Below are 24,021 nucleotides of genomic sequence, written 5' to 3'. Positions count from 1 at the left end.
GCAAAAATGCAGGTTTTATAGCTTATCCCCTTTGACAAGCTCACATCCTTCTTTTCCAATTATCTGAAATAGGATGATCCAAAAACTGCTATTTGCCGCCACGATTGGAGCACCCTACCAGAAGTGCTAAAGTTGCGGATTTCTGTCACGTGATTGTTAGCGTAGCTGAAATCCCCATAATCTTATTTATAAACTTGACCGCAGAGATGGCAGATTGAATTTCTTCAACCTGCCCCTTTTTGCATATGCATTATTTCAATCCCGCAGATTTTTTTTTCAGCATTGCAACGTCCGGCTTGATCCTAAACCAGATGGCGTACATCGCAGGCAGGAAGATCAGTGTCAGCACCGTGCCAGCAAAGGTTCCGCCAATCAGAGTATAGGCCAATGTTCCCCAGAATACCGAATGGGTGAGCGGAATGAAAGCCAGAATCGCGGCCAGGGCCGTTAGGATTACCGGACGGGAACGCTGCACCGTCGCCTCGACCACGGCTTCGAAAAGCTCCAGTCCTTCCTTTTCGTTCGTGTGAATCTGCCCGATCAGGATCAGCGTGTTGCGCATTAGGATTCCCGACAACGCAATCAGTCCCACCAGGGCATTGATGCCAAACGGCTGCTGAAAGAGCAGCAGGGTCGGCACCACGCCGATCAGTCCCAGCGGACTAGTCGCAAATACCATGATCATGGCCGATATAGAGCGCACCTGCAAGATAATAGTCAGCAGCGTCAACATCATCATAATCGGGAACAGCGGGAGCATCGCCTTGGTGGCTTTGCCCGATTCTTCGATGGAGCCCGCCTGCTCAATCCGGTAGCCGGGCGGCAGATTCTCGATGATCGGTTGCAAATCCTTCATTACAGCGGTAGATACATCTGGTGGCTGCAGCCCCTCAGCAACATCACCACTCACGGTAATCGTCGGTGTGCGGTCACGCCGGCGTAAGATCGGATCTTCCATACGCACGTCGCTACTACCCACCTGCTGCAGCGAAATGCGCTGTCCGCTGGCCCCGGCCAGCGTGAAGCCAGCGATTTTTTCCGGATCAAACCGTATATTGCCCGCCGCGCGGGCAACGACCGGCACCATGCGAATGTCCTCACGCACTGAAGTAACCGGTACGCCGCTGATTAGGAACTGGAGCTGCTGGGCAACCCCGCTCGATGTCAGGCCGACAGCCTGCAGCCTGTCCTGCTGAAGCGTAAAATGCATGATAGGCGTGCGCGATCCCCAGTCGGTGTTGACTGTACGCACCAAGGGGCTGGCATCCATCACCTGTCGCATCTCGGCCGCAATGGCGCGCAGCGTATCCGCGTCCGGCCCCATAACGCGGAAGGCTACCGGGAAGGGCGAGTACGGACCAAAAACGAGTTGGGTAACGCGAACGCGCGCCTCCGGTGTCAACCCGTCAGCAACGGCCTGGCGCAGCCTAAATTTCAGTGCCTCGCGCTCATCCTGATTATCCGTACGCACCACGATTTTGGCAAAGGAGGGGTCGGGCATCTCGGGCGCCATGGCCAGGTAGAAGCGCGGCGCTCCCTGGCCCACGTAAGCAGTCACGATCTTCGCCTCAGCCTGCTCGGCCAGCCAGGTTTCAATTTTGGCCGCAGCGGTGCTGGTCTGTTCAATGGAGCTGCCATAGGGCATCTGCACCTCAACCAGAACTTCGGGACGGTCGGAAGTCGGGAAGAATTGCTTCTTCACTGCACCCATGCCAAACATAGCGAACACAAAGGCAACAACCACGGCCCCGGCAACGAGCCACTTGCGCCGGATGACAGTCTCCAGCAGGCGGCGGAAGCGATTGTATCTCGGAGTATCGTAAATGGCGGCATGGCCCCCTTCAACCTTCTTAATCTCCGGTAACAGCTTAACGCCTATGTAAGGGGTGAACGCAACGGCAACAACCCAGGACGCGATCAGCGCAGTGCCCACAATCCAAAACATGTTGCTAGTGTATTCACCGGCTGTAGACCGGGCAAAGCCATTTGGCATAAAACCAATTGCGGTCACTAAGGTACCGGACAGCATGGGAGCAGCGGTATGGCTCCAGGCATAGGCAGATGCAGTAATGCGGTCATAGCCTTGCTCCATTTTCACCACCATCATCTCAATGGCAATGATAGCATCATCCACCAAAAGCCCCAGCGCCAAAATTAGCGATCCGAGCGTGATGCGGTCGAAATTTTTGCCGGTAGCAGCCATGACAATGAATACGACGGCCAGCGTCAGCGGCACTGCCGCTGCGACCACAATGCCCACACGCCAGCCCATGCTCAAAAAACTCACCAGCATTACAACACCGAGAGCGACAAAGAACTTGATCATGAATTCGTCAACTGCCGAACGAATGTTGACGGCCTGATCCGTCACCTTGGTCAGACTCATCCCCAGCGACAGCCCGGTATTGATTGATGCAACCTCCTCATCCAGTGACTTGCCCAGATCAAGACCATTCCAGCCCTCACGCATCACGATGCCCATCAATAGTGCTGGCTCGCCGTTGCTGCGGATAAGGAAGGTCGCCGGGTCCTCATAGCCGCGTTCGACCGAGGCGATATCTGACAGTTTTATAGTCCGGCCCTGAGCCGCTACCGGCGTGTCACGGATCTTCTGCAATTCATCGAAGGCCCCGTCAAGGCGGATAAAAACCTGCGACCCGGTCGTCTCAATGGAGCCAGCGGGCGTGATGGCGTTCTGATTGTTGAGGGCGGTAAAGATATCTTGCGGAGAAATCCCCAGCGTCGCCAGCCGCTCATGGGAAAATGACACAAAGATGCGTTCGTTCTGCTCGCCAACGATATTTACTTTCTTTACTCCCGATACGTGCAGCAGACGCTGACGCAATGTTTCGGCTTCCCGCACAAGCAGACGCTGGGGTTCCCCTTTAGCCTTCAGGGCAAACAGCGCGAATGTCACGTCCGAGTACTCGTCATTCACCATGGGACCGATGATGCCGGCAGGAAGATTGCTTACCTCATCGCTTATCTTTTTGCGCGCCTGGTAAAACTCTTCCTTTACCTCGGAAGGCGGCGTGCTGTCAAGCAGCTGCACCGTAGTGAACGCCAGTCCGGGCCGGGTATAGGTATCGGTCCGATTGTACCAGCGCAGTTCCTGCATACGTTTTTCTATTTTTTCCGCAACCTGATCCTGCATTTCTTGGGCAGTGGCTCCCGGCCAAGCCGTGATAACGGTCATCGACTTGATCGTAAAGGCAGGATCTTCTGCACGCCCCAGCTCGAAAAAAGCAATAATGCCGGCCAGAGAAATGAGGATGATCAGAAACAGCGTCACAGCGCGTTCACGGACGGCAAGCGCCGACAAATTCAAGCCACTCATAGCTGACCCCCACTTCTGGGAACCGGATTAGTCCCCTTTTCTTCCGCCACCCGCACCAAGTCGCCTTCGTGCAGGAGATGAGCACCGAGTGCGACGACGCGATCACCAGTATTAAAATCACCGGTAACACGCACGGCCTCATTGTCCAAACTCCGGATCTTCACCGGGCGCCAATTAACGCGGGCAGAATCTCCGTCAAACACCCAGACACCCGGGCCTTTGCCAGCATCAAACAACGCGCCCACTGGCACCTGCAGGTCGGTTTGTGGCAAAGCCTGATCTTGAGCAAGTTGAATGGTGACAGTCGCACCAAGAGGAGCATCTGCCAGCGCGTCTTCTAGAACGTACCGCGCCTCGAACGTACGAGTCAGTTGATCCGCCGCTTTCGAAAGCTGCCTGAGTCTTACCGGGACGATCAGTTCTTCCTTACCGTAGAGCACTGCGCGCCCTACGGAGCCCACTGCGGGACGCAGTGTTTCCGGCAGCCGAATGACGGCTTCCCTCTGTCCAGCATGCGCTACGCGCACCACCACCTGACCGGCGCTCACCACTTGACCGGGCTCCGCCAGTGTTTCCACCACGACGCCATCAGCATCGGCGGACAATACAGCGTAGCCGGATGCGTTTCTCGCTAACTCGGCCTGAGCCGTGGCGCCACCGAGCTGCGCCTTAGCCTCATCCGCCGCCGCTTTCATCTGATCGTAGGTTGAGGCTGGCACCGCTCCAGTCGCCAGTAAAGCGCGATACCGGACTTCATCTTCGGCCGTCTGCCGCACCCGCGCCCGTATGGCCGCAGCCCCCTCTTCCTGCGCCTGCATCGCCAGCCCCAGATCAGTCGGATCGATTCGCATAATCGGTTGTCCGCGCCTGACCGTCTGGCCTATATCAACAAGACGTTCCAACACCTTGCCTGAAACGCGAAAGCCCAAGTCGCTTTGCACCCGCGCAGCCACGATTCCTGTAAAAGACCGAGGCGCCGATACGGCGTTTTGAACAGTTGCGACCCTGACCAACGGTGCCTGTGTACGCGGATCAGTCTGTACCTTCCCGTTGCATGCAGTCAAAACAAGCGATAACAGACCAATAACAGCAACCAAAACAAAGCGGTGGCCAGTTTCATTTGAGCAGTGGCCCGAACGTGCTGGGCTAAATCGCTTCCAGTGTCTAAAACCTACACTAAACTCATTACTCATTCCTTATCCTCTCCTAAATCAAAATTCCATATATATATATGTGTAATTGAGTAAATCACATCATCAACCGATTTGCATCGAGTCGATGCCGATCGGCTTCCAGCGTCATAAGTCCGAAGGATTGTCTGCAACCTATCATTCCAAATTTGCCGGAAACGAACTGGTCGAGGCAACAGTGGTCATCAAAGACAAAACAATTCAAGTAAAACAAGGACACGTAGGTGTTCCGGACGTACGAGTCAATGCACATGCAAGAACCTGGCTGCGCGTGCTTCATACTGAGTTTACTCACTTTATTGTGCAATAAGATTTTTAAGGAGCGTAGATATTCTTATTGAGAACGATCATTCTCATTAGTGCAAAAAAATTCATTCGTTCAATATTGCTAAGGAAAACTCCACTATCCGCTGCAACTTTTCTTTGCCAGTTGAGGTTCTTGCAAGTACCCGAATCCCAAGCAAAGTGTTATGCAAGTTTTCTGCCAAAATTTCAGCATCATAATCACATCGAAATTCACCTGCTTGCTGTCCTTTGCGAATAATATCCGCAAGAAGATGCTCTAATTGCATAAATGCTTCTTTCGTCTTTTCTTCGACCTCCTTATCTCGTGGAGCCAGCTCAGTTGCTGAGTTTACAAATAGACACCCCAGCGCCCTATTCCCGCTTTCTTCAATCATAAAATCAAAAATAAACTGTATCGCTTGTTTTGCCGTTTCAGCGCGCGAAATTTCAAATTTTAGTCTGGCTTTTATAAATTCTCCGAAATAATCTATCGCTTTTAAAAACAATGTATGCTTATCACCGAAGGTATCATATAAACTTCTTCGATGGATTCCCATATGCTCCACAAGGTCATTCAAAGATGTCTTTTCATAACCTTGTTGCCAAAATAATTCCATGGCTTTCTGAAGAACTACACTTTCCTCAAATTCTTTGCTTCGTCCCATTATTTTCCCCCCCCTATTAATCGTATAATAACATATTGAGAACGATTGGTAAAGAAATGTTTTCATATTCCGCCTCACAAGCTACTGCTATATTTTTTGTAGACAGTATATGTGATTGGTTAAGTAACACGCGCAGCATTAATAACATTGCCCCTTCCCGTCATACAATAAAGAGCATTCTTTCTTAAATAGAAAACACGGGGCAGGGATTCCGTTTTCCACCAGTTAACACAAATAACAAGGCTATATTTTCAAGGAAAGGGGCGTTTATAATCCTTATCACATTTTCAATCGAATCAACGAAACGTCCCCTTATCTAGATTTATACCTCTTTATTCGAAGTGTGAATCCTTCACTTATCCCAAAATGCTTGAATCAAAGCATTGAGCTGGTTTGGGTTTCGCACTTCCCTAGAATAACGCCAGTGTGCTGGAAATAGCTTTTTATAATAGTAACTAGAAAATCTTGCATCAATCAAAAGTACTACGCCTTTATCGTCTTCCGAACGAATCACGCGTCCAGCTGCTTGTAATACTTTATTCATACCGGGATACATATAGGCATATTCATATCCCAATTCATTTTTCTTTTTAAAATGCTCCATTATAAGGTTGCGCTCGATACATATCTGGGGAAGTCCTACTCCTATGATAACAGTCCCCAACAGTTTATCCCCTTTGAGGTCTATGCCTTCGGAAAAAATTCCCCCTAGAACGCAGAAGCCAACTAGCATACTATTAGGCTCTGGCTGGAACCGATCTAAGAAACTTTCCCGTTCTTCTTCCGACATGACAGTGGTCTGCACTATAGTCTCGATATCAGGGTACAATTCCGCAAAGACATGATGCACTTCCTGCATATAGTGATAGGATGGGAAAAAAATTAGATAGTTTCCGGTTTTCTGCTGGATAGCCAAATGAATATATTGAGCAATTTCACCATAACTGCTCTCGCGGTTTTTGAACTTTGTGGATATCTGATCGGCTACCAATAAACATAAATTCTCGGTCTTAAAAGGCGATGGGAAGGCAATTTTTGCATCCATTGCCTCACCACCTAATATCTCACAAAAATAATCCAAGGGAGCAAGGGTTGCCGAGAAAAATACACTGGACTTGCCTCTCTTGACTGCTTCACCCAACAACTTGGATGGGTCAAGGCAAAACAGTTTCAGCGTAACCTCTGACGAGGATTTTTCTACGTACGTAATGTAGTGATCATCATAAAACTCTACCATTTTCAAAAATATTAGGACATTAAAATAGAGTTCCAACAATGCATCATAACCCTCTGTTTTATGATTGTCAGTTAATAAAGCAGGCGCTTTGTTAACAAACGTCCAAAGCAAGGGATAGATTTCCTCCGGTTGATGCAATTGTGTATAATGCCCCTCTTCACTGCATTCTTTTCTCATTCCCAGCATAACCGTATTGATTTTACCCAGAGTCTTGCCAATACTATGGCCTTTATAGAGGTTCTTCACCTTCAAGAAAGAACTTTTTGTTAGTTCCGCAGAAAACATCTCTCTTGCTCGATCCACCAAATTATGGGCTTCATCAATTAGAAAGGTATAATCACCCTGACTCGTCTGAAAAAATCGTTTTAAATACACTCTGGGATCAAAAACATAATTGTAATCACAAATAATGCAGTCGGCCCACATGGATAAGTCCAAAGAAAGTTCAAATGGACACACCATATACTTTCGCGAATAGGCTTCTATCACTTCCCGTGTAAATGCCCTCTCCTTCACAAATACATCTAAAATGACATCATTGACTCGATCATAATGCCCCTTGGCATATTGACAGTTGTCTGGGTTGCAGATGGCCTTTTCCTGAAAGCAGATTTTATCTTTCGCAGTGATTGTAATCGATTTAAAGGCCAAACCACATCCCCGCATGGCGTTCACTGCTTCTTCAGCCACTTGACGGGTGATGGTTTTGGCCGTCAAATAAAAAATCTTGCTTGTTTTATTCTCTCCCATAGCCTTGACGGCAGGAAACAAGGTAGAAATGGTTTTCCCAATCCCAGTGGGTGCTTGTACAAACAGTTTTTTGTTATCCGAAATGGTTCTATATACAGAAACCGCTAATTCGCGCTGGCCTTGGCGGTAAGTCGCAAAAGGAAATTTCAGCTTTTTTATGGATGAATCCCGTAATCGATTCCATTCCTTGCTATGTTTTGCCCAAACTAAATAGGTATCCAGCAACCCATAAAAAAACGTTTGCAGCTCCTTTATCGTCAAGGTTTCTCTTAATCGTTTTATTTCATCCGTATCAATATTGTAATAGGTCAGTTGAATTACGAGCTGCTCTACATTGTTTTGCTCACCATAAATAAGCCCATAGCATTTCGCCTGAGCCCAATGCAAGGAATTAAAATTCTCATCAATCCGTTCCAAAGGAACAGCCGTAGTTTTGATTTCATCGATCACCACTTGCTGATCCTCGATAATGATCCCATCCGCACGGCCTTCTACAAGGAATAAAAACTCTTTGTATTTCATTTCATATTTTAATTGGGCTTCTGCCAAATAAGTCTCGCCACCAGCCTTTTGAAGCTTTTGGTGTATTCTGGTTCCTTCTACTGCTCTGCTAGTTCCCACAAAGCGAGTATCAATATCACCCGAACGCAAGGTGTACTCTACTAAGTTTTTTACTGATAAACGAACTACATCCGGTGTCACGTAAGCTGGCACCTCACTTTCCGTCCTATGTTTAAACCTTAAAAATGTAAAATTCAAATTTAAAAGCGCTATCCACTAATTCCACGCTAATCAGCCTATCCCTTTAAATGTTTTACAGGCAGAATAACCCATCTCAGCAATTACAAATACCCTCAACACAAGTTTAAATCCAAGAAGCCAATTCCCTCTGTCTTGACTCATTGGGGAAGCAGAAGAATAATTAAATAAATAACTGGCAGAATATAGTAAGACACATATATCGCTCGTAAAACAACTTTTTATTAAGAAGGTACTATCATCATGCACAACCAACCCCGCCGTCCCCTCATGACCATCAGCCTGTATGGAGTTACATATTTCCATCGGCAGAATCCTTACATGGCAGCTTGGTTATCCGCTTCATACCCCGGTTTTGGTCACTATTTGCTTAATCAATATGCACGGGCTACCTTATTAACTTTATTTGAAGTAACTACAAATACACTAATTCATATAAACGAAGCAATTATTTATTCCTTTTGCGGACAATTTGAAATGGCCAAAGCCGTCATAAAAACACACTGGCTCTTGGGCTATGTCATCATCTATTTTTTTGCAATATGGGACAGTTATCGATCTGCCTTGGTGCAAAACAAAATGTGTCAGCTTGCAGAGCTCGAAAATGAACCATTACGTTGTACAATCATTCATCCCTTTGAAATTCAATATCTGGAACAAAGAAATCCATGGATGGCAGCTTTATATTCTTTCTTCTTTCCCTGTCTGGGTCAACTGTACAATCATCAATGGTTACTGGCATTTTACGGAATGACCTGGTGGTGGATTTACCTTTCCTTATCCCATGCACATACTTTCCTCTTGTATCTGTTACATCACAATGTTCAAGAATCGATTTCCATACTTAACCCACACTGGCTATTATTTATGCCATCCGTTTGGGGAGCGTCGATTTATCATGCCTTTTATACAGCCTTACAACATAATCGGCTTTTTTGTCTGGAACAGCGCCAGCATCTCGTCGATCGCTACCAAAATTCCGAAGTTCGCATATTCCCCGCAAAGTAGGTGCTGAAAATTTGCTAATTATTGGAACTTTTGAGCATTCCCTTGAGTTAGAACAGGTCTTAGCAGTATTTGAACATAACGGGATTGCCAGAAAGCATATCCTGGTAATACCCATGGATACAGAACCCAATCCCTCAGTCCGGTTTATTACCAAAACACGCGACCTTTATACCAAAGGCTTTGAGGTAGGCGTAGCCTGTGCTACGGGAAGCGCTGTCATTGGTACGAGTATTGGGTTCATTTTGCCATGGGGGCCCATCTTTGTGGGGCTAATAGCTGCCGTTATTGGCTTTACAATCGCTTTTGGAATATATCTTCTCACCAACAAAGGTACGCACCGACATCTTCCGAAAAAATTACCCGAAATCACGATCATCGTCCAGTGCTTGGAAGAACAGTCTATCCAGGTTATGGAGACCATGTGGGAATATCGGGTTCTGACAGTTGGTCGAGCTCCGGAGCCATCCAGCTAGCACGAATAACGAAACTATCATTTACAAAAATCTAGTGCACCTGAAACATCAGCCCTGCCGCCACATTTTTCTAGGAAAAATACCCATTTCATCAATTAGAACTCCCCTAAACACAAGTTTAAATCCCAAAAGCCAATTCCCTTACCATAAAGGGAATTGGCTTTTATGCTGTTTGAAGGCGTTTATATAAATGAGATACAATTGTGGCGAGTGGCTGCTGATACAAAATAGCCAGTGTCATAGGAATTGCTACCCTTGGTGGAAAATAGGTCAGTGCAATGACGAGTCCACAAGCGTTATTACGGATGCCCACATTAAACATCATAGTTAGTATAATATTTTGCGTTCGTTCTTTTAATGCAAATGATCCTAGGTAACCGACAAAAAAGCTTGCTGATACAACAAATAAGGTAACAAGTAATGTTTTTAGTATGGAGATGTCCCAATTAATTTGTGGCATTACAACAGCTGAATTAATTAGGATGACTAGAAAAAGTGCTACTTTTGATGTGGCCCCCCCAATGCTTTTTGCGAAATTAGCAATCCTACCCTTTGTCCAATCATGCAGGAACATACCGATGATGCTAGGCACCGTAACCATAAGCATAAGGTCGATAACCATTTTACTATAGCTAATGTTAATGGTTTGGCCAACAACAATATGAAAAAATAAGGGCAATACTGTAGGTACAACAAAAGTATCCAATGTTACTGCAACAAACGATATGGCCATATCACCTTTGATTAACGAAGTCCAGATGATGGATGTAACTCCAATTGGAATTGAAGAGCCGATTAGATAGCCTAGTCGAATGTCAGGATCATTGGGATAGAAGATCATGCCAACAGCCCAAGCTGTCAACGGTGTAACAAAATGAACTAAAATTAGCACCCATATAGGAATCCAGGGCCTCTTTATCACGGTAGTGAATTCCTTAAAACTTGTACCTAATGCGGTGATAAAGGTCATGTAAGCGAATAAAGCCACCACAATGTATCGTAGAAAAGGAGAATCAGTAATGTGAACGAAAAAACCTAAAAATAGTCCAGAAAGCACTACGATAAACATGTTTTTGGATAACCAATCATTTAACTGAATAAAAAAAATAGACATTTAAACCTCCGTATAGAATTATTATTAGGCTCTATTTCACTGTTAATCAAAGCTTTTATCTATATATAATGTCGTTAGCAAGTTAGTCACCGCTTTACTAAGCGAAATTATCTAGACGCATTCAGCATTTATTTCATTGTCGTTTAAGATTTAGTCTATATTTTGACCGATCGAGCTGTATCTCATCAGCCATGAAAACGAAACCACTATGATTTTAAAAACACTACAAGTCCGGTAATTATTTTCTATTCCATCGTCTTTTAAGAGTATTCATAATAAAATCCTCCTTTCTGTTGTTGTAGCAACCTCTTTTATATATAATTTTATCATGAGCTTAGATATATGAATAATATTTAATTAAACTATCTGATATTTGCATTTCGAATATCAACTAATGAGGGGAGATTCATATGGATATTCGTCAACTTAAATATTTTCTTGCTTTCGCCGAAGAGGGCCAAATAACGAAGGCAGCTAAACGCTTAATTCGTGATTATTGTCACCAAGTTGATTTTAATCCCTATTTTTTTGTACCAGCGATGATATTATGCCGTTATTATATTGGGCTCAATCAGGGATAGCAATTTCGCTTATACCAGACTCAGCTCAAAATCTGTTATCTAACACTTCTTTGGTTTTCAAAGAAATATCTAATCCCTCCATCAAAGTGAGTAGTGTGGTTGCATGGCGTAGAAGGCAATCACTTTCTTCGGTTGCAAAGAATTTTATTTCGATGTTTAAATGAAAATATGTCATTTCCAATGTATGACATGGGGATGAGGACGGTAGTTGTGTCTGTATAAGCTATTGCCACCGTCTGCTTCCGTCGCGCCCTATATTAGGCGTGTAGGGTAAAACTATATTTTATTAATTCATACATATAACAGAAAGAACCTCTGCTGAAAATAACAACAGAAGTTCTTAAGCGATGGGCTGAAAAGTTTGCTCTTCTATTAACAACTTTAATACTATTTCAGCAAAACAACTCCATTGCCTGCGCCAATACGGTCAGCTCCGGCTTCAACCAGCTGACAGGCAAATTCACGTGTGCGGATACTACCACTAGCTTTAACCTTGGCTTGATTACCAACAGTTTGACGCATAAGTTTGACATCATCCACCGTTGCTCCACCTGTACTAAAACCAGTTGAAGTCTTAACGTAAGCTGCACCGGCACGCACAGCTGCTTTGCAGGCGGCAATCTTCTCCTCATCACTGAGCAAACACGTTTCTATGATGACCTTGACGAGAGCAGGTTTAGCTGCTTCAACAACCACACGAATATCGTCCGTTACGAGATCCATATTTCCATCTTTGATTCCGCCAATATTGATGACCATATCGACTTCCTCTGCTCCAGCTTTTACAGCAGCTTCCGCCTCAAAAGCCTTAACCCCAGTCAGCATCGCCCCCAATGGAAAACCGACAACGCAGCACGTTTTAATTCCGGTCCCCTTCAGTTCTGAGGCAACCAACGCTGCATGACAACTATTGACGCAGACGGTCGCAAATCCATAAGTACGAGCCTCGGCACAATAGCGGCGAATTGTTTCTTGCGTTGCTTCTGGTTTTAACATTGTATGATCAATTATCTGTGCAATATCCATTGCTATCACCCCTTCATTGCTTGTTTTTTTTCACGTTCATTGACAATATAGTTGTAAATAAGGACAAAAATTAGTAGTCCACCCCAAATGATCTGCCGATAAAAGTTTGATATATCCTCATACATATTGAGCCAACTGCTAACCATTTGCACAATGACAGTTGCTACAATAACACCGCTTATATTACCTTTTCCGCCATATGGATCTACACCGCCCAAAACAGCAATAAGAATAGCCTCCATCAAATAAGATGCACCATAATCCGCCTTAGCCGAGTTGAACCGTCCCAGCATAATAATCCCTGCAGCAGCACTAAACACAGCACTTAGTACATAATTGGTAACAAAAAGACGTACATTATCAAACCCTGAAAAAGTAGAGGCTTTTGCACTTGTACCAAGCATGCGTAACTTATACCCTAAAGTAGTTTTGCTCATAATAAAAGCAGCGATTACCGCAAGTACAGAAAAGATAATAATCGGCACTGGTATGCCCATTACACCGCCGTTGATTGTAGCTGACAACTGCTTGGGCAATCCCCCGAGCGTACTACCATTCGTCATGACAATTGCAAAACCTGTAAAAAGAGCCTGCGTACCTAAGGTTGCCAAAATTGGCGTAATACCAACAACCCCAATCAAAAAACCATTGAGGGCACCGCAAAGAACACTGACAACCAGCGCCATCAAACAGGCGGCTGCAATCATCATAAATACAGCATTACTACTCATATCCGGCACGATAAGAAGCGTCAAAAACTTCGCCATAAGCACGGCACAAAGATTAGCAATTGCTACAACGCTAAGATCGATCCCCGCAGTAAACAAAGTAAATGCCATAGCGATAGACAGAAGGCCAAACTCAGGAAACTGTTTGCCCATAGACTGGAAATTGGGAACATTAATGAACATAGATCCCTTAAGAGCTGTACAAATTACAAACACCATCAGAAAAACGACTAGGAGCCTGGCCAAATTTTTATCTCTATTTATCTCATTTCTAATTGTATCCATATCATTTTCCTCCTTCGTTCATCTTGATGGCAAGTGTTCTTTCGTTACGCTTCATCTGAATTGCAGAGGCTGCAGTACCAATAATAATAATCGCACCAGTAAACACTTTCTGCCAAATCGTCGAAATGCCCAGTAAAATCAGACTATTATCTACAATAGTCAAAAGTGCCATGCCAAGCATTGCACCAAGCACACTGCCTTTGCCGCCTGTCATTCGCACACCACCAAGAACACAAGCTGCAATAACAGTCATTTCCATACCTTCTAAATTATTTGGATGTACGGCAAGGAGCATCGTCGAACGCAATACGCCAATAAGTCCTGCCATGCAGCCAGAAAAGGCATAAATGAACACCAAAATGCCAAAAACGTTGAAACCTGCTCTCTGTGCCGCTTTCACATCACCACCGATTGCATAAATACCACGTCCGAGCATCGTTCTATTCAAAATAAACCATCCAACAAAAATAAGCACTATCATAAGAATAACACCGACTGGCATACTGGAAGTTAGTCCTGAAACAGGATTTGTCGCTGAAAACAATTTCATCTCGCCAAGTTCCTTAAGAGGTGCACAAAGTGGATATTCGCGCGATTTGAACACGCCCTGCATAATACCGAAGCATATACTACTTGTACCAAGGGTAACGATAAGCGCTGGAAATTTGAAACGTGCGATAATCACACCATTGAGTATACCAACCACCAATCCGATAAACATCGCAACCAGAAAAAAGACCAGCGGATTTGAGGCAACGTCTTCTAACTGAGAACAAACTACAAACATAGACAGGGAAGCAATGGCTGGAAATGAAACATCTACACCACCTGTAATAATGATAAACATTTCGCCGATACAGAACATCGCTGGTACCGAAAATGCCCGCACAACATCGACCAGATTATTGCCTGTGAAAAACTGCCCACTTTTTATCTGAATGGTCATACATAGGAGCAGAACGATCAATGCTACATAAAATTCGGTTGACTTTACCGTTTTTTGCAAATTCATATATGAGTCCTCCGATCCTTCTAATTTGCCAGCTCAGCAAGGCGACTCTCCTCGAGGCCCTGTGTCGATAGAATATCAACTAGCCGACCTGACTGCATGACCATAACACGATTACAGTTCGTGAGCACCTCCGGCAAATCATCGGAGATAATAATAACCGTAAGTCCTTGTTTTGCTAAGCGTTTTACCAACTCATAAATATCAAATTTAGCACCGATATCTACCCCAACCGTCGGTCCATTCAAGATTAATACTTTAAGATCAAGTGCCAACCACTTGGCTAAAACACATTTTTGTTGATTACCACCTGAAAGTGTCCCCACAGGGTCTTCAATATTGTGAAGGGCGATAGACAATTCTTTAGCCCAATACCCTGTCATTTCCTCAACCTTTGTGCGATCAATTTTGCCTAACCAATTCGCATATTCATGCCATTTTTCAATAGAAATATTGTCTGCTATTGGCTGTGATAAGAAAAGTCCTTCTGTAACACGATCCGCAGGCAGATAACCTATACCATTTTCAATGCCCTGCTTTATTGAACGGATTTCCACCGGTTTTCCCTCAATCAAAATTTCTCCTGAGTCTGCTGCGTGATAACCAAATAAAGTCTCTGCTAATTCCGTACGGCCTGATCCTAAAAGACCTGTTACGCCAATAATTTCACCCTGTTTGAGGCAAAAACTTACATCCTTAAATCCGTTTTTCAGGGAAAGATTCTTGACTTCTAGTACTGCTGGCGCATTTTCTCTCGTATATTCATACCGCGACGAAACTATTTCACGCCCCGTCATATGATATGTAAACTTATTCTGACCAAGGTCTTCCGTATTTCCCTCAGCAACATTTTTTCCATTGCGGAAAATCGTAAATCGTTCAGCAATCTCAAATACCTCATCTAGCTTATGTGAAACAAAAAGCACCGCTATACCTTGCGCCTGTAACTGTTTAATGATTTTAAATAATGCCTTGACTTCTCGCTTCGTTATAGCTGTTGTCGGCTCATCCATAATGATGAGCTTCGCGTCATTTAACAAAGCGCGGCTGATGGCAATCATTTGACGCATACCAACCGTAAGATTTTCCACAGTTTCATCTAAATCGATTTCAAAACCGATTTTGGCTACAGCTTCTTCCGCAATTTTACGCATACGTGCTCTATTTACAAACTTTCTACTCGCTGCGACTTCCATATTGATTGCAAGGTTTTCCATGACCGTCAGATTCGGAAATAAAGATAGATCTTGGTAAATAACCTGTATACCATTCGCTATCGCTTGTTTGGGGTTCATTTTCTCATATTTCATGCCATCGATTTCAATTGTCCCTGAATCCGGTGTATAGAAGCCTGACATGATATTGATAATTGTCGATTTACCACAACCATTCTCTCCTGCTAGGCAGTGAATTTCACCCTTTTTTATCTCAATATTTACGCCATCAAGTGCCTTGACACCACCAAAATATTTTTTAATATTTGTTGCTTTTATAATATAATCTGACACTACTTTCCCCCCTTGCTTCTACACAATACCTATCGCCTATGTTATAGCGTCACTATGTATCGGCAAAAGTGATGCGGCACCAATGCCGCATCGCCTTTGCCAAAAAAGCCCTTAGAAATTATAGTTGTCTACGTTTTCCTTATTAATAGCAATCCAGCCTGCACCCATGAAAAGTGTTGGGTTATCCTTGCTCTGTATAAGCTTATTGTAAGATTTTAAGCCAAGATCTGTACCATCAGTGATCTTTTTGCCCTCTAGGATTTGGCGAGCCATAACGCACATTGCATAGCCAGCTTCTGCTGGATCCCAAAGCGTAATATAGGAAAGCGATCCATCTTTAATCAGAGAGCGACATTCATTCGGCATACCTGTACCAACAACGAAAGCTTTTCCTTTGAGGCCGAGTTCATTGATTGCACGAGCAATCCCTGGCGTATCCATAGAAGATGTGCCTACAAACCCCTTAACCTCTGAATGTGACTTCATTACTTCTTTAGCAACCTGATACGCTTTTTCCGAATTATTATCCGATTCTACACGTTTTGGATTATCAAGCAATTGCAGTCCCGAATATTTAGATTGTTGCTGTGCAACGGCACCATTTGCCCATTCGTTCTGTGAAGCGTTAGTAAGATGAGCAACCATCGTTGTATAAACACCTTTTCCACCCATGGATTCCTGAAGCTTATCCATAATGAAAGCACCATATCCAGCATTATTGAAAGCTTCTAAATCGTAATCTACATTTTTACAACTTGATCCCTCATGCGTGATAACAATGATCCCCTTGTCGCGGGCTTCTTTTAACACAGGATCACAAGCTGCTGGATCAACTGGTACAACACAAAGCGCATTGATTCCCTGATTGATAACATCCTGAATAACCTGAACCTGTTGTGCGGCATCCGTCGAAGCAGGACCTTTCTGGTAAGCATTGATGCCAGTATCAGCAGCATACTGTTTAACACCTTGCTCCATACGGGCAAACCATCCATTTGAGGAGTCCTTTACAACAACTGCAATTTTCCAGTCCTTCTTTTGGCCCTGTGTCGCTACGTCCGTTGTTGTAACAACCTTTTGTGCTGATGCCTTCGGGGCATCCGCTTTCTTCGGATTTTCTCCACAGCCAGCCAGTCCGACGCAAAAAAGTAACCCTAACGCAACTGCTAAATACTTTTTCTTATTCATAAATATTCCCTCCTTAATTTACATGACACCTTTTTGTAATATAATACAGCCATATGGCTGCCGTTCCCCCGTGGATACAGTAACAAAGGCGGTTTTTCCTTTTTCATAAAAATCAAATCGATCAATAAATCCTATACACTTTTCTCCCTTAGGCTCATTGTGCTTAACCGCAGCAATGAAGTCATCCCAAACCTTCGGTCTTTCCATCTTACTCTTCAAATGATCCATTATGTCCATAATCATCACCGGATGCTCTACGTAATCAACATCAAGCGGCATAAGCTGAAGTACTGCATCAACCATCTCAGCCGCCCCGATACCGTCAGCATTAATTGTAATACCATTTTTCGCCATAGATACCGCTGGATAAAAGTCATCGGCAATTACAATTTGATCACCGTGTCCCATATCGGCCAATGCCTTGAGTAAATCTGGACTAATGCATTTAGGAATTCCCTTTAACATGCCCTTTCCCCCTATCTATTAATGATTTTTAAGAAATACCTCTACCTCCTCTCGCGTCGGCATCGCTGGAGTCGTTCCAATTCTCTGGACAGAAAGCGCTGCCAGTGCACTTGCAAAGCGAGAAGCTTCCCAAAGGTCTTTCCCCTCCGATAAAGCTGTCAAGAGGCCACCATTGAATGCGTCACCTGCACCCGTGGTATCGACTGCATCAACCTTAAATGCACTGATAATTTCCTCACGCCCATGATCAGAAATGAACACCCCTCGTTCACCTAATGTTATTAAAACGACTTGGACGCCTTTATCATAAAATACCTCAGCAGCCTTTTTCGCTGCATCCAACCCCTCTACATGTATACCCGTTATCATTTCTGCCTCAACTTCATTTGGTGTCACCATGTAGACCTTTGATAAAAATTCATCCCTGACTGACTGATAAGGAGCCGTATTCAAAATTACCTTACATCCACATTCGTTTGCAATCTCAACTACTCGCTCATTTGCATCTTGATTAACCTCCAACTGCAAAAGCACATAAGCGCACTCCTTCAGTAGCGGTCTCAAATTATCAACCTCTTGTGCCGTAATCGTACTGCACGCACCAGGCACAATAATGATTTTATTTTGGCTTGTTTGTTCATCCACCATAATAATTGCAGAACCTGTACTAACATCCTGATTATAAAGTATGTACTCCTTGCTCCAATTCAGCTCATCCATGACATTGAGCGCAACATCTGCAAATGTATCATGCCCAACCTTAGTAATCATTGCTACGTTTGCTCCTGATTTATGAGCAGCAACGCCTTGATTAAATCCCTTGCCGCCAGCTCCCATCTTAAATATAGACCCCTTAACTGTTTCGCCTGGCTTCGGCAAATGTGATGCTCGTGCCATAAGGTCGACAACAAAACTTCCGAAAACCGCAACTTTTTTCCCCATGAAAAAATCTCCCTTCCTTATTCAATATTACGATGGCGCGACTCCATCTGCCCATTTGTCAAATTCATTTTATCCGTTAACAGCACAATAACAATATCAAAAAGAAGAAACAAATGCTGCTCGAAAAGATTTCCCATGGGCTGAAAAGATTTCACTACCCTCATATCACTTCCTTTATAGACACATGCAGGGACAAATAAAGAGTATTCAGCTTCCTGCGGCGTTCTTTCTAACGGTGCCCCCGTGATAACTAGGCGACTGACACCAGTTTTTCCCGCCTGATCAAGAAGGTAATTGATATGACCTATCTTGCCAGAACCGTTAACTACAATAAATAAATCTCCTTTCTGCATACCTGGCGTCGTATCATCCCAAAGCCAATGGGTTTCCTTTCCCAGATGCATCAGCCTCATCGCAAAACTGCGGGCTGCAATTCCTTCACGTCCGCAACCGGTTACAAAAATGCGCGCAGCTTTAATAATCAGCTTCATCATGCTTTCTAACTGCACTTCATCCTGTGCTGCAAATACTTGCCGATGCTCCTCGAGCAGTACTTCGTAAAGTTCCCGATAGGTCATTTTTTTGATCCTCTCCATTTCTCTGACCCCCTAAGGATAAGCTTTGTCGGCAAAAAAATTTCTTGCCGGCAAGGTGTCTCATTTTTATCCTTATTGCCAAGCTCCTCTAACCGTCTTGTTAAAAGCTCAATGGCATTCCATCCCATACTATATACGTCACGATCTACAACACTTAAATGAATGTTCGTATATTTTAAAATCTCCATATCGTCAAATCCAATCATTGAAATATCTTCACCGAGTTTCATCCCTTTTTCCGTAATATAATGAAGACATCCAAGCGAGGTCATATTATTTGATGAAAAAATTGCAGTCGGCGGTTCTGATTGCTCCATAAGACTATGCATAAGTTCATAGGCCATTTCCTCATGAAAATTTCCTTGCCGTATATAGCAACTTTCCGGCTTGATATTCCATTTTTCTAAGGCCGCTAAATACCCCAGCCAACGCTCATTTCCGGGTCGAGAGTTCTCTGGTCCCTTTATCGTGGCAATCTGGCGGTGCCCTTCACGTAAAAGACAATCGACAGCAGCAAAAGAACCGTTGAAATCTTCGGAAAACACACTGTTCAAACGGCAATTTTTAAGGCCTCGGTCGATAAGGACAACCGGAACACCTGCCTTCTCAAATTCCAGTAACCGCTTACAACTTTCCGTATTATTTTCATCGATAGGAATAACAATAATACCACTTAAGCGTTCAGCCTTAACAGAACGAAAAAAACGATGCTCTTTCTCTACACTATCATCTGTTCCATATAAAAAAATGTTATAACCATATCGCTCAGAAGCATTTGTTAATCCACGCAAAAGCTGTGCAAAAAAAGGATTCTCAATATCCGGAATCAAAAATCCAATATTCAGGGTATTACCCGTACTAAGACTACGGGCCAAAGCATTGGGCGTGTAATTCATCGAGGAAATAATATCCAAAATCTTACTTTTTGTCTCTTCACGCACATGTGGTTTATTATTGATAACCCTTGATACCGTTGCCGATGAGACACCTGCCTTTTTAGCAATATCGTATATGTTAATACTCATTTTTATACATTCCTTTACATTGTAACCGGTTTTAATTTAATCTTATCAGTTTTTTCGAAATTGTCAATGTATTCACATTATTAATTTTTAAAGGACGGTATTATTGATATACAATATAAATATTTCTCAACTCTTCTAAAAGGAATAGTTTCCCTAACAAAACCACCCCTACCCTCAAACTTCTGAGGATAGGGGCAGTACTTATTTATCTATTCTACTGTTACTGACTTCACCAAATTCCTTGGTTTAACGTCACAGCCACGATTTACAGATGCAAAAAGCTTGTTGCCACGGCTAGTGTAAGTACAATGGCCAAGACAACTAGAAATGGCTTCATCGGTGAAGATAAAATACTACTAAACTCTTTATCTTCTTTATGTTCATAGCAATATTCGCCGTAACAAGTTTTCATTATGATCAATCCTTTCTTCTTATTTATTCTCTCTTATCTAAAATCTCTACTCAAAGATTAAATCTGTTTGTTCGATTACCTTTATTATACGGCGATAATAATTCTCTGTAAAGTATCGTTATTAAAAATCAGCGGAGTTAATTTCGTCTTTTTATCTTAATTAATATGAAGCAAAACCGTCCCTACCCTCAAATATTTTGAGGATAGGGACGGTTTTCATTTCCCTAGCATATAGCAATGAGTTCAATTTCTACCAGCGCATTCTTTGGCAACTTAGCAAATTCAACACAGGCTCTAGCCGGTGCAGCTTCCACGAAATATTCAGCATAAACCTTATTCATGGCTATAAAATCTTTCATGTTCTGCAAAAATACATTCGTTTTGACTACTTTGTCCAATGATACTCCCTCTGCCGCCAATATTGCCTTCGAGTTTTCTAGCGACTGGCGCGTTTGGGCTTCAATACCTCCTTCAGGAAACTCACCTGTTTTAGGATCTACCGGCAACTGCCCTGAGACGAAGAGAAATCCATTGGCCTTTATCCCTTGTGAGTAAGGACCTATAGCCTTAGGCGCATAGTCTGTATAGACAACTTTTTTCATGTTAAACCTCCAAAGTGACTTATTATTATCTTACTTGGCGGCATTGGCGGCAATATTTAATACATCCCAAGGACGTGAAAACGGTGGTGCATAAAAAAGATCCAGCATGCCCAGTTCGTCGACAGTCATGCCATTCCAAATTGCTGTTGCCAACATATTGGCGCGTAGCGCTGAGCCGTATTTGCCTGCTACTTGTCCGCCTAACAGTTTTCTGGTTTCCTTGCCGTAAATCAATTTAACAAAAATATCAGATTGTCCAGGTAGATAATTACTATGGTTTTTGTCACGGACAAACACACTTCCATAGGGTATTCCAGCTTTCACTACATCTTTTTCAGTAAGCCCGGTACGTCCTGCCTCGAACTCCAGCGTTCTGACTGCAGCACTTCCCAAAGTTCCCGGAAATACGCTACCTTTACCAACCAAATTTTCCCCAACAATCTTACCTATTTTATTGGCAGTAGTCGCCAAAGGTATATACGCGTTTCCATTTGTAATAAAATGCGGCACAGTAGCACAGTCTCCGGCAGCATAAATATCAGGGATACTGGTTTGTCCTAATTTATCAATAATAATAGCACCGTTCTTCAGCATTGCCATTCCGGTATCTTGTAAAAAAGCAGTATTAGGTTTTACTCCAACCGCGACAACAACTAAATCAGCAGGATATTCCCCTTTATCCGTGACAACACCGCAGACCTTATCAGTGCCTGTTAGAGATTTCACTATTTCCGACATATTTAAGGCAACACCAGCCTTGGCTACCTCCTTTTCCAATACTTCAGTGATTTCCATATCAAAAACGTCAGACATCACTCGTTCATCCAATTGAATCAGCCTGACATTCTTACCAATTTGGACCATAGCTTCGGTAACTTCCATTCCAATGAAACCCGCCCCGATGATCACCACATTTTTAATATCTGGCGATTGTACGGCCTGTTTTAATGCAACTCCGTCAGCCATTGTTTTTAAAGTAAACACTTGCTTCAACTTTAAATTTTCAATAGGTGGTATGATGGGTGCTGCTCCAGTCGCAATCATTAAACGATCATATTTTTCTATCTTTCTTTCACCAGTTTCCAAGTTATCAACAATAAGGCCCTTGTTTGCAACATCAACAGCTACGACCTCGTGTCTGATTTTAACTGTAATGCCATTCTTCGCAAACTGAGACACCGTCCGTGATATCATAAAGTCTGTATCCCCAAAACAATTAGCAACAAAATACGGCAACCCACAAGCGCCAAAAGAAACAATATCCGATTTTTCATAAATGATTATTTCAGCTTCGGGTGACAGCCGCTTGGCCTTTGCCGCCGCGCTAGCCCCTGCTGCCTCAGCACCAATAATAATGATTTTCATAGCATACCTCCTTATGTTAATTTATACAGAAAATCTTTCTGTTTCTTCGTCGACAAGTTTTTGATTATAGATATTCATATCGACTTCACTAACCATTTTACTGGTAACAAGACCAGCAACCATAGCACCGCTGACATTGAGCGCCGTCCTGCCCATATCAATCAATGGCTCAATGGCAATCAATAGCCCAACAAGCCCTACAGGCAATCCCATAGTGGAAAGTACGATCAAAGCGGCAAAAGTAGCACCACCGCCAACCCCAGCGATACCAAAAGATCCTATGGCAACAATAATGACCAGCTTAACCAAAAATCCCAAGTCAAGAGGATTGATGCCCACGGTAGGAGCAACCATAATGGCTAACATCGCCGGATAAATGCCAGCACAACCGTTCTGACCTATACTGGTGCCAAAAGAAGCCGATAAATTGGCATATGCTTCGGGAACGCCCAGCTTATCGATTAATGTCCTGATTGTAAGAGGCATTGTTCCTGCGCTTGTCCGTGAAGTAAAGGCAAAAATCATAACAGGTACAATTTTCTTAACATACGTAAGCGGATTATAGCCTGTAAAGGATAAAATCAACATGTGAATGGCAAACATTGTAAGTAATGAACAGTATGAAGCGATAATAAATTGGACTAGTTTCATCATAGCCCCGAAATTACTAGTGGAAATAAATCCAGTCATCAAGGCCAAAACGCCATAAGGAGTCAGCCGCAACACTAGCGTAACCATACGCATGACGACATCATGTACGGCATTAATTGCTTTACAGAAAAATTCAGCTGATTCAGGTTTTTTCTTCTTGATGCCCAGCACGGCAATCCCGATGAAAGCAGAGAAAAATACGACTGATAAAGTAGCATTACTGCCTTGTCCTGTAACAGCATAAAAAGGGTTATCAGGGATAATCTCGATTAATTGCTGCTGAACAGGTTTTGCCGTAAAGGAGGTAAATTTCTTTTCCACGTTCGTTTTCGCTCCAAGCTCAGCTTCGCCAGCCTGAATGCTTCCAGCATTTAGCTGGAATGCGAGAGAATATCCTGCACCGACCATCGCTGCCACAGCTGTTGTCATCATTAACATACCAATCAATAATACCCCTGCTTTGCCTAAGATCTTTGTGTCTTGAAGATTGGTAATCGCGCTGGTAATTGAAACTACAATCAGCGGCATGACAATCATTTTCAATAACCGCACATAGCCGGATCCAATGACATCAAACCAAGTGTTGGATTGTTTGATAACAACAGAATCGCCCCCGTAAAAACTTTGCAAAATAAAACCAAAGAGAATTCCAAGGCCCAAGCCAGTCATAACCCGTTTGCCAAAGCTGCAATGTTTTCGCTGCATCTGAAGCAAAACAAACATCAATACCAGCATACCAATTAGATTAATAATAACTGCTGTTAGCTCACTCATAATAACCCTCCTATTTTCTTCACATTTTTACTGATTCTATTCTCTT

Annotated in this window: 23 protein-coding genes; 4 read left to right on the top strand and 19 right to left on the bottom strand. The window is 43.5% G+C overall.

What is annotated here, in order from left to right:
• Positions 1 to 250: 250 nt before the first annotated feature.
• From QSJ81_RS23935 to QSJ81_RS23915, 5 genes are all read right to left on the bottom strand, one after another.
• Positions 251 to 3,337, bottom strand: coding sequence for an efflux RND transporter permease subunit (locus QSJ81_RS23935; protein WP_285719840.1), 3,087 nt, complete (start codon positions 3,335 to 3,337; stop codon positions 251 to 253).
• The gene (locus QSJ81_RS23930) at positions 3,334 to 4,530 is read right to left on the bottom strand and encodes an efflux RND transporter periplasmic adaptor subunit (RefSeq protein WP_285719839.1); all 1,197 of its coding nucleotides are present in this window, start codon (positions 4,528 to 4,530) and stop codon (positions 3,334 to 3,336) included. Before QSJ81_RS23930 ends, QSJ81_RS23935 begins: the two co-directional genes overlap by 4 nt.
• 368 nt (positions 4,531 to 4,898) lie before the next feature.
• Positions 4,899 to 5,477: a TetR/AcrR family transcriptional regulator gene (locus tag QSJ81_RS23925; protein WP_285719838.1), complete on the bottom strand. Its 579-nt coding sequence runs from the start codon at positions 5,475 to 5,477 to the stop codon at positions 4,899 to 4,901.
• 352 nt (positions 5,478 to 5,829) lie between these two features.
• Positions 5,830 to 8,178: an ATP-dependent DNA helicase gene (locus QSJ81_RS23920; protein ID WP_285719837.1), complete on the bottom strand. Its 2,349-nt coding sequence runs from the start codon at positions 8,176 to 8,178 to the stop codon at positions 5,830 to 5,832.
• Between the two features lie 78 nt (positions 8,179 to 8,256).
• Positions 8,257 to 8,529, bottom strand: a complete 273-nt coding sequence (locus QSJ81_RS23915; RefSeq protein WP_285719836.1) for a hypothetical protein — start codon at positions 8,527 to 8,529, stop codon at positions 8,257 to 8,259.
• A gap of 15 nt (positions 8,530 to 8,544) precedes the next feature.
• Between QSJ81_RS23915 and QSJ81_RS23910 the strand changes: the two genes are divergently transcribed.
• Both QSJ81_RS23910 and QSJ81_RS23905 read left to right on the top strand, forming a co-directional pair.
• Entirely contained in the window at positions 8,545 to 9,231 is a 687-nt protein-coding gene (locus tag QSJ81_RS23910; protein WP_285719835.1) for a hypothetical protein, read from the top strand.
• Positions 9,159 to 9,704, top strand: a complete 546-nt coding sequence (locus tag QSJ81_RS23905) for a hypothetical protein (RefSeq protein WP_285719834.1) — start codon at positions 9,159 to 9,161, stop codon at positions 9,702 to 9,704. Before QSJ81_RS23910 ends, QSJ81_RS23905 begins: the two co-directional genes overlap by 73 nt.
• A 163-nt stretch (positions 9,705 to 9,867) precedes the next feature.
• Here QSJ81_RS23905 and QSJ81_RS23900 read toward each other — a convergent pair whose 3' ends face one another.
• Positions 9,868 to 10,818, bottom strand: coding sequence for a bile acid:sodium symporter family protein (locus QSJ81_RS23900; protein WP_285719833.1), 951 nt, complete (start codon positions 10,816 to 10,818; stop codon positions 9,868 to 9,870).
• A gap of 410 nt (positions 10,819 to 11,228) precedes the next feature.
• On the opposite strand from QSJ81_RS23900, the gene QSJ81_RS23895 reads away from it, so the two are divergent.
• Together QSJ81_RS23895 and QSJ81_RS25780 are read left to right on the top strand one after the other, a co-directional pair.
• Entirely contained in the window at positions 11,229 to 11,399 is a 171-nt protein-coding gene (locus QSJ81_RS23895; protein ID WP_285719832.1) for a LysR family transcriptional regulator, read from the top strand.
• Positions 11,366 to 11,563 carry a LysR substrate-binding domain-containing protein gene (locus tag QSJ81_RS25780; protein ID WP_352230931.1) on the top strand — a complete coding sequence of 66 codons (198 nt, stop codon included), beginning with the start codon at positions 11,366 to 11,368 and terminating at the stop codon, positions 11,561 to 11,563. Before QSJ81_RS23895 ends, QSJ81_RS25780 begins: the two co-directional genes overlap by 34 nt.
• Before the next feature lie 223 nt (positions 11,564 to 11,786).
• Here the strand turns inward: QSJ81_RS25780 and deoC are convergent, their stop codons facing one another.
• From deoC to QSJ81_RS23830, 13 genes are all read right to left on the bottom strand, one after another.
• Positions 11,787 to 12,425 carry a deoxyribose-phosphate aldolase gene (gene deoC / locus QSJ81_RS23890; RefSeq protein WP_285719831.1) on the bottom strand — a complete coding sequence of 213 codons (639 nt, stop codon included), beginning with the start codon at positions 12,423 to 12,425 and terminating at the stop codon, positions 11,787 to 11,789.
• Between the two features lie 5 nt (positions 12,426 to 12,430).
• Positions 12,431 to 13,438: an ABC transporter permease gene (locus QSJ81_RS23885; protein ID WP_285719830.1), complete on the bottom strand. Its 1,008-nt coding sequence runs from the start codon at positions 13,436 to 13,438 to the stop codon at positions 12,431 to 12,433.
• Position 13,439: 1 nt separating this feature from the next.
• Complete coding sequence (locus QSJ81_RS23880) at positions 13,440 to 14,327, bottom strand: ABC transporter permease (RefSeq protein WP_285719829.1); 888 nt, start codon at positions 14,325 to 14,327, stop codon at positions 13,440 to 13,442.
• Positions 14,328 to 14,470: 143 nt separating this feature from the next.
• Positions 14,471 to 15,955 (bottom strand): sugar ABC transporter ATP-binding protein, encoded by a 1,485-nt coding sequence (locus QSJ81_RS23875; protein WP_285719828.1) that lies wholly within the window; start codon positions 15,953 to 15,955, stop codon positions 14,471 to 14,473.
• 111 nt (positions 15,956 to 16,066) lie between these two features.
• On the bottom strand, positions 16,067 to 17,143 hold the full coding sequence (locus QSJ81_RS23870; RefSeq protein ID WP_285719827.1) for an autoinducer 2 ABC transporter substrate-binding protein: 1,077 nt from the start codon (positions 17,141 to 17,143) through the stop codon (positions 16,067 to 16,069).
• An 18-nt stretch (positions 17,144 to 17,161) separates the two neighbouring features.
• Complete coding sequence (locus QSJ81_RS23865) at positions 17,162 to 17,608, bottom strand: RbsD/FucU family protein (RefSeq protein WP_285719826.1); 447 nt, start codon at positions 17,606 to 17,608, stop codon at positions 17,162 to 17,164.
• Between the two features lie 18 nt (positions 17,609 to 17,626).
• A complete protein-coding gene (gene rbsK / locus QSJ81_RS23860; protein WP_285719825.1) occupies positions 17,627 to 18,550 on the bottom strand; it encodes a ribokinase in 924 nt (307 codons plus the stop codon).
• 17 nt (positions 18,551 to 18,567) lie between these two features.
• Positions 18,568 to 19,146, bottom strand: a complete 579-nt coding sequence (locus QSJ81_RS23855) for an SIS domain-containing protein (protein ID WP_285719824.1) — start codon at positions 19,144 to 19,146, stop codon at positions 18,568 to 18,570.
• Positions 19,125 to 20,171, bottom strand: coding sequence for a LacI family DNA-binding transcriptional regulator (locus QSJ81_RS23850; RefSeq protein WP_285719823.1), 1,047 nt, complete (start codon positions 20,169 to 20,171; stop codon positions 19,125 to 19,127). The genes QSJ81_RS23855 and QSJ81_RS23850 overlap by 22 nt, the downstream gene beginning before the upstream one ends.
• Positions 20,172 to 20,436: 265 nt before the next feature.
• A complete protein-coding gene (locus QSJ81_RS23845; RefSeq protein ID WP_285719822.1) occupies positions 20,437 to 20,583 on the bottom strand; it encodes a hypothetical protein in 147 nt (48 codons plus the stop codon).
• A 224-nt stretch (positions 20,584 to 20,807) separates the two neighbouring features.
• Positions 20,808 to 21,185: a RidA family protein gene (locus QSJ81_RS23840; protein ID WP_285719821.1), complete on the bottom strand. Its 378-nt coding sequence runs from the start codon at positions 21,183 to 21,185 to the stop codon at positions 20,808 to 20,810.
• Between the two features lie 30 nt (positions 21,186 to 21,215).
• On the bottom strand, positions 21,216 to 22,550 hold the full coding sequence (locus tag QSJ81_RS23835; RefSeq protein ID WP_285719820.1) for a CoA-disulfide reductase: 1,335 nt from the start codon (positions 22,548 to 22,550) through the stop codon (positions 21,216 to 21,218).
• Between the two features lie 21 nt (positions 22,551 to 22,571).
• Positions 22,572 to 23,975, bottom strand: a complete 1,404-nt coding sequence (locus QSJ81_RS23830; protein WP_285719819.1) for an L-cystine transporter — start codon at positions 23,973 to 23,975, stop codon at positions 22,572 to 22,574.
• Between the last annotated feature and the right edge of the window lie 46 nt (positions 23,976 to 24,021).

This window comes from Pelosinus sp. IPA-1 (genome assembly GCF_030269905.1).
Lineage (GTDB): Bacteria > Bacillota > Negativicutes > DSM-13327 > DSM-13327 > Pelosinus.
The sequence above is the reverse complement of the archived record's forward strand: the minus strand, read 5'-3'. Positions and strand labels throughout refer to the sequence as shown.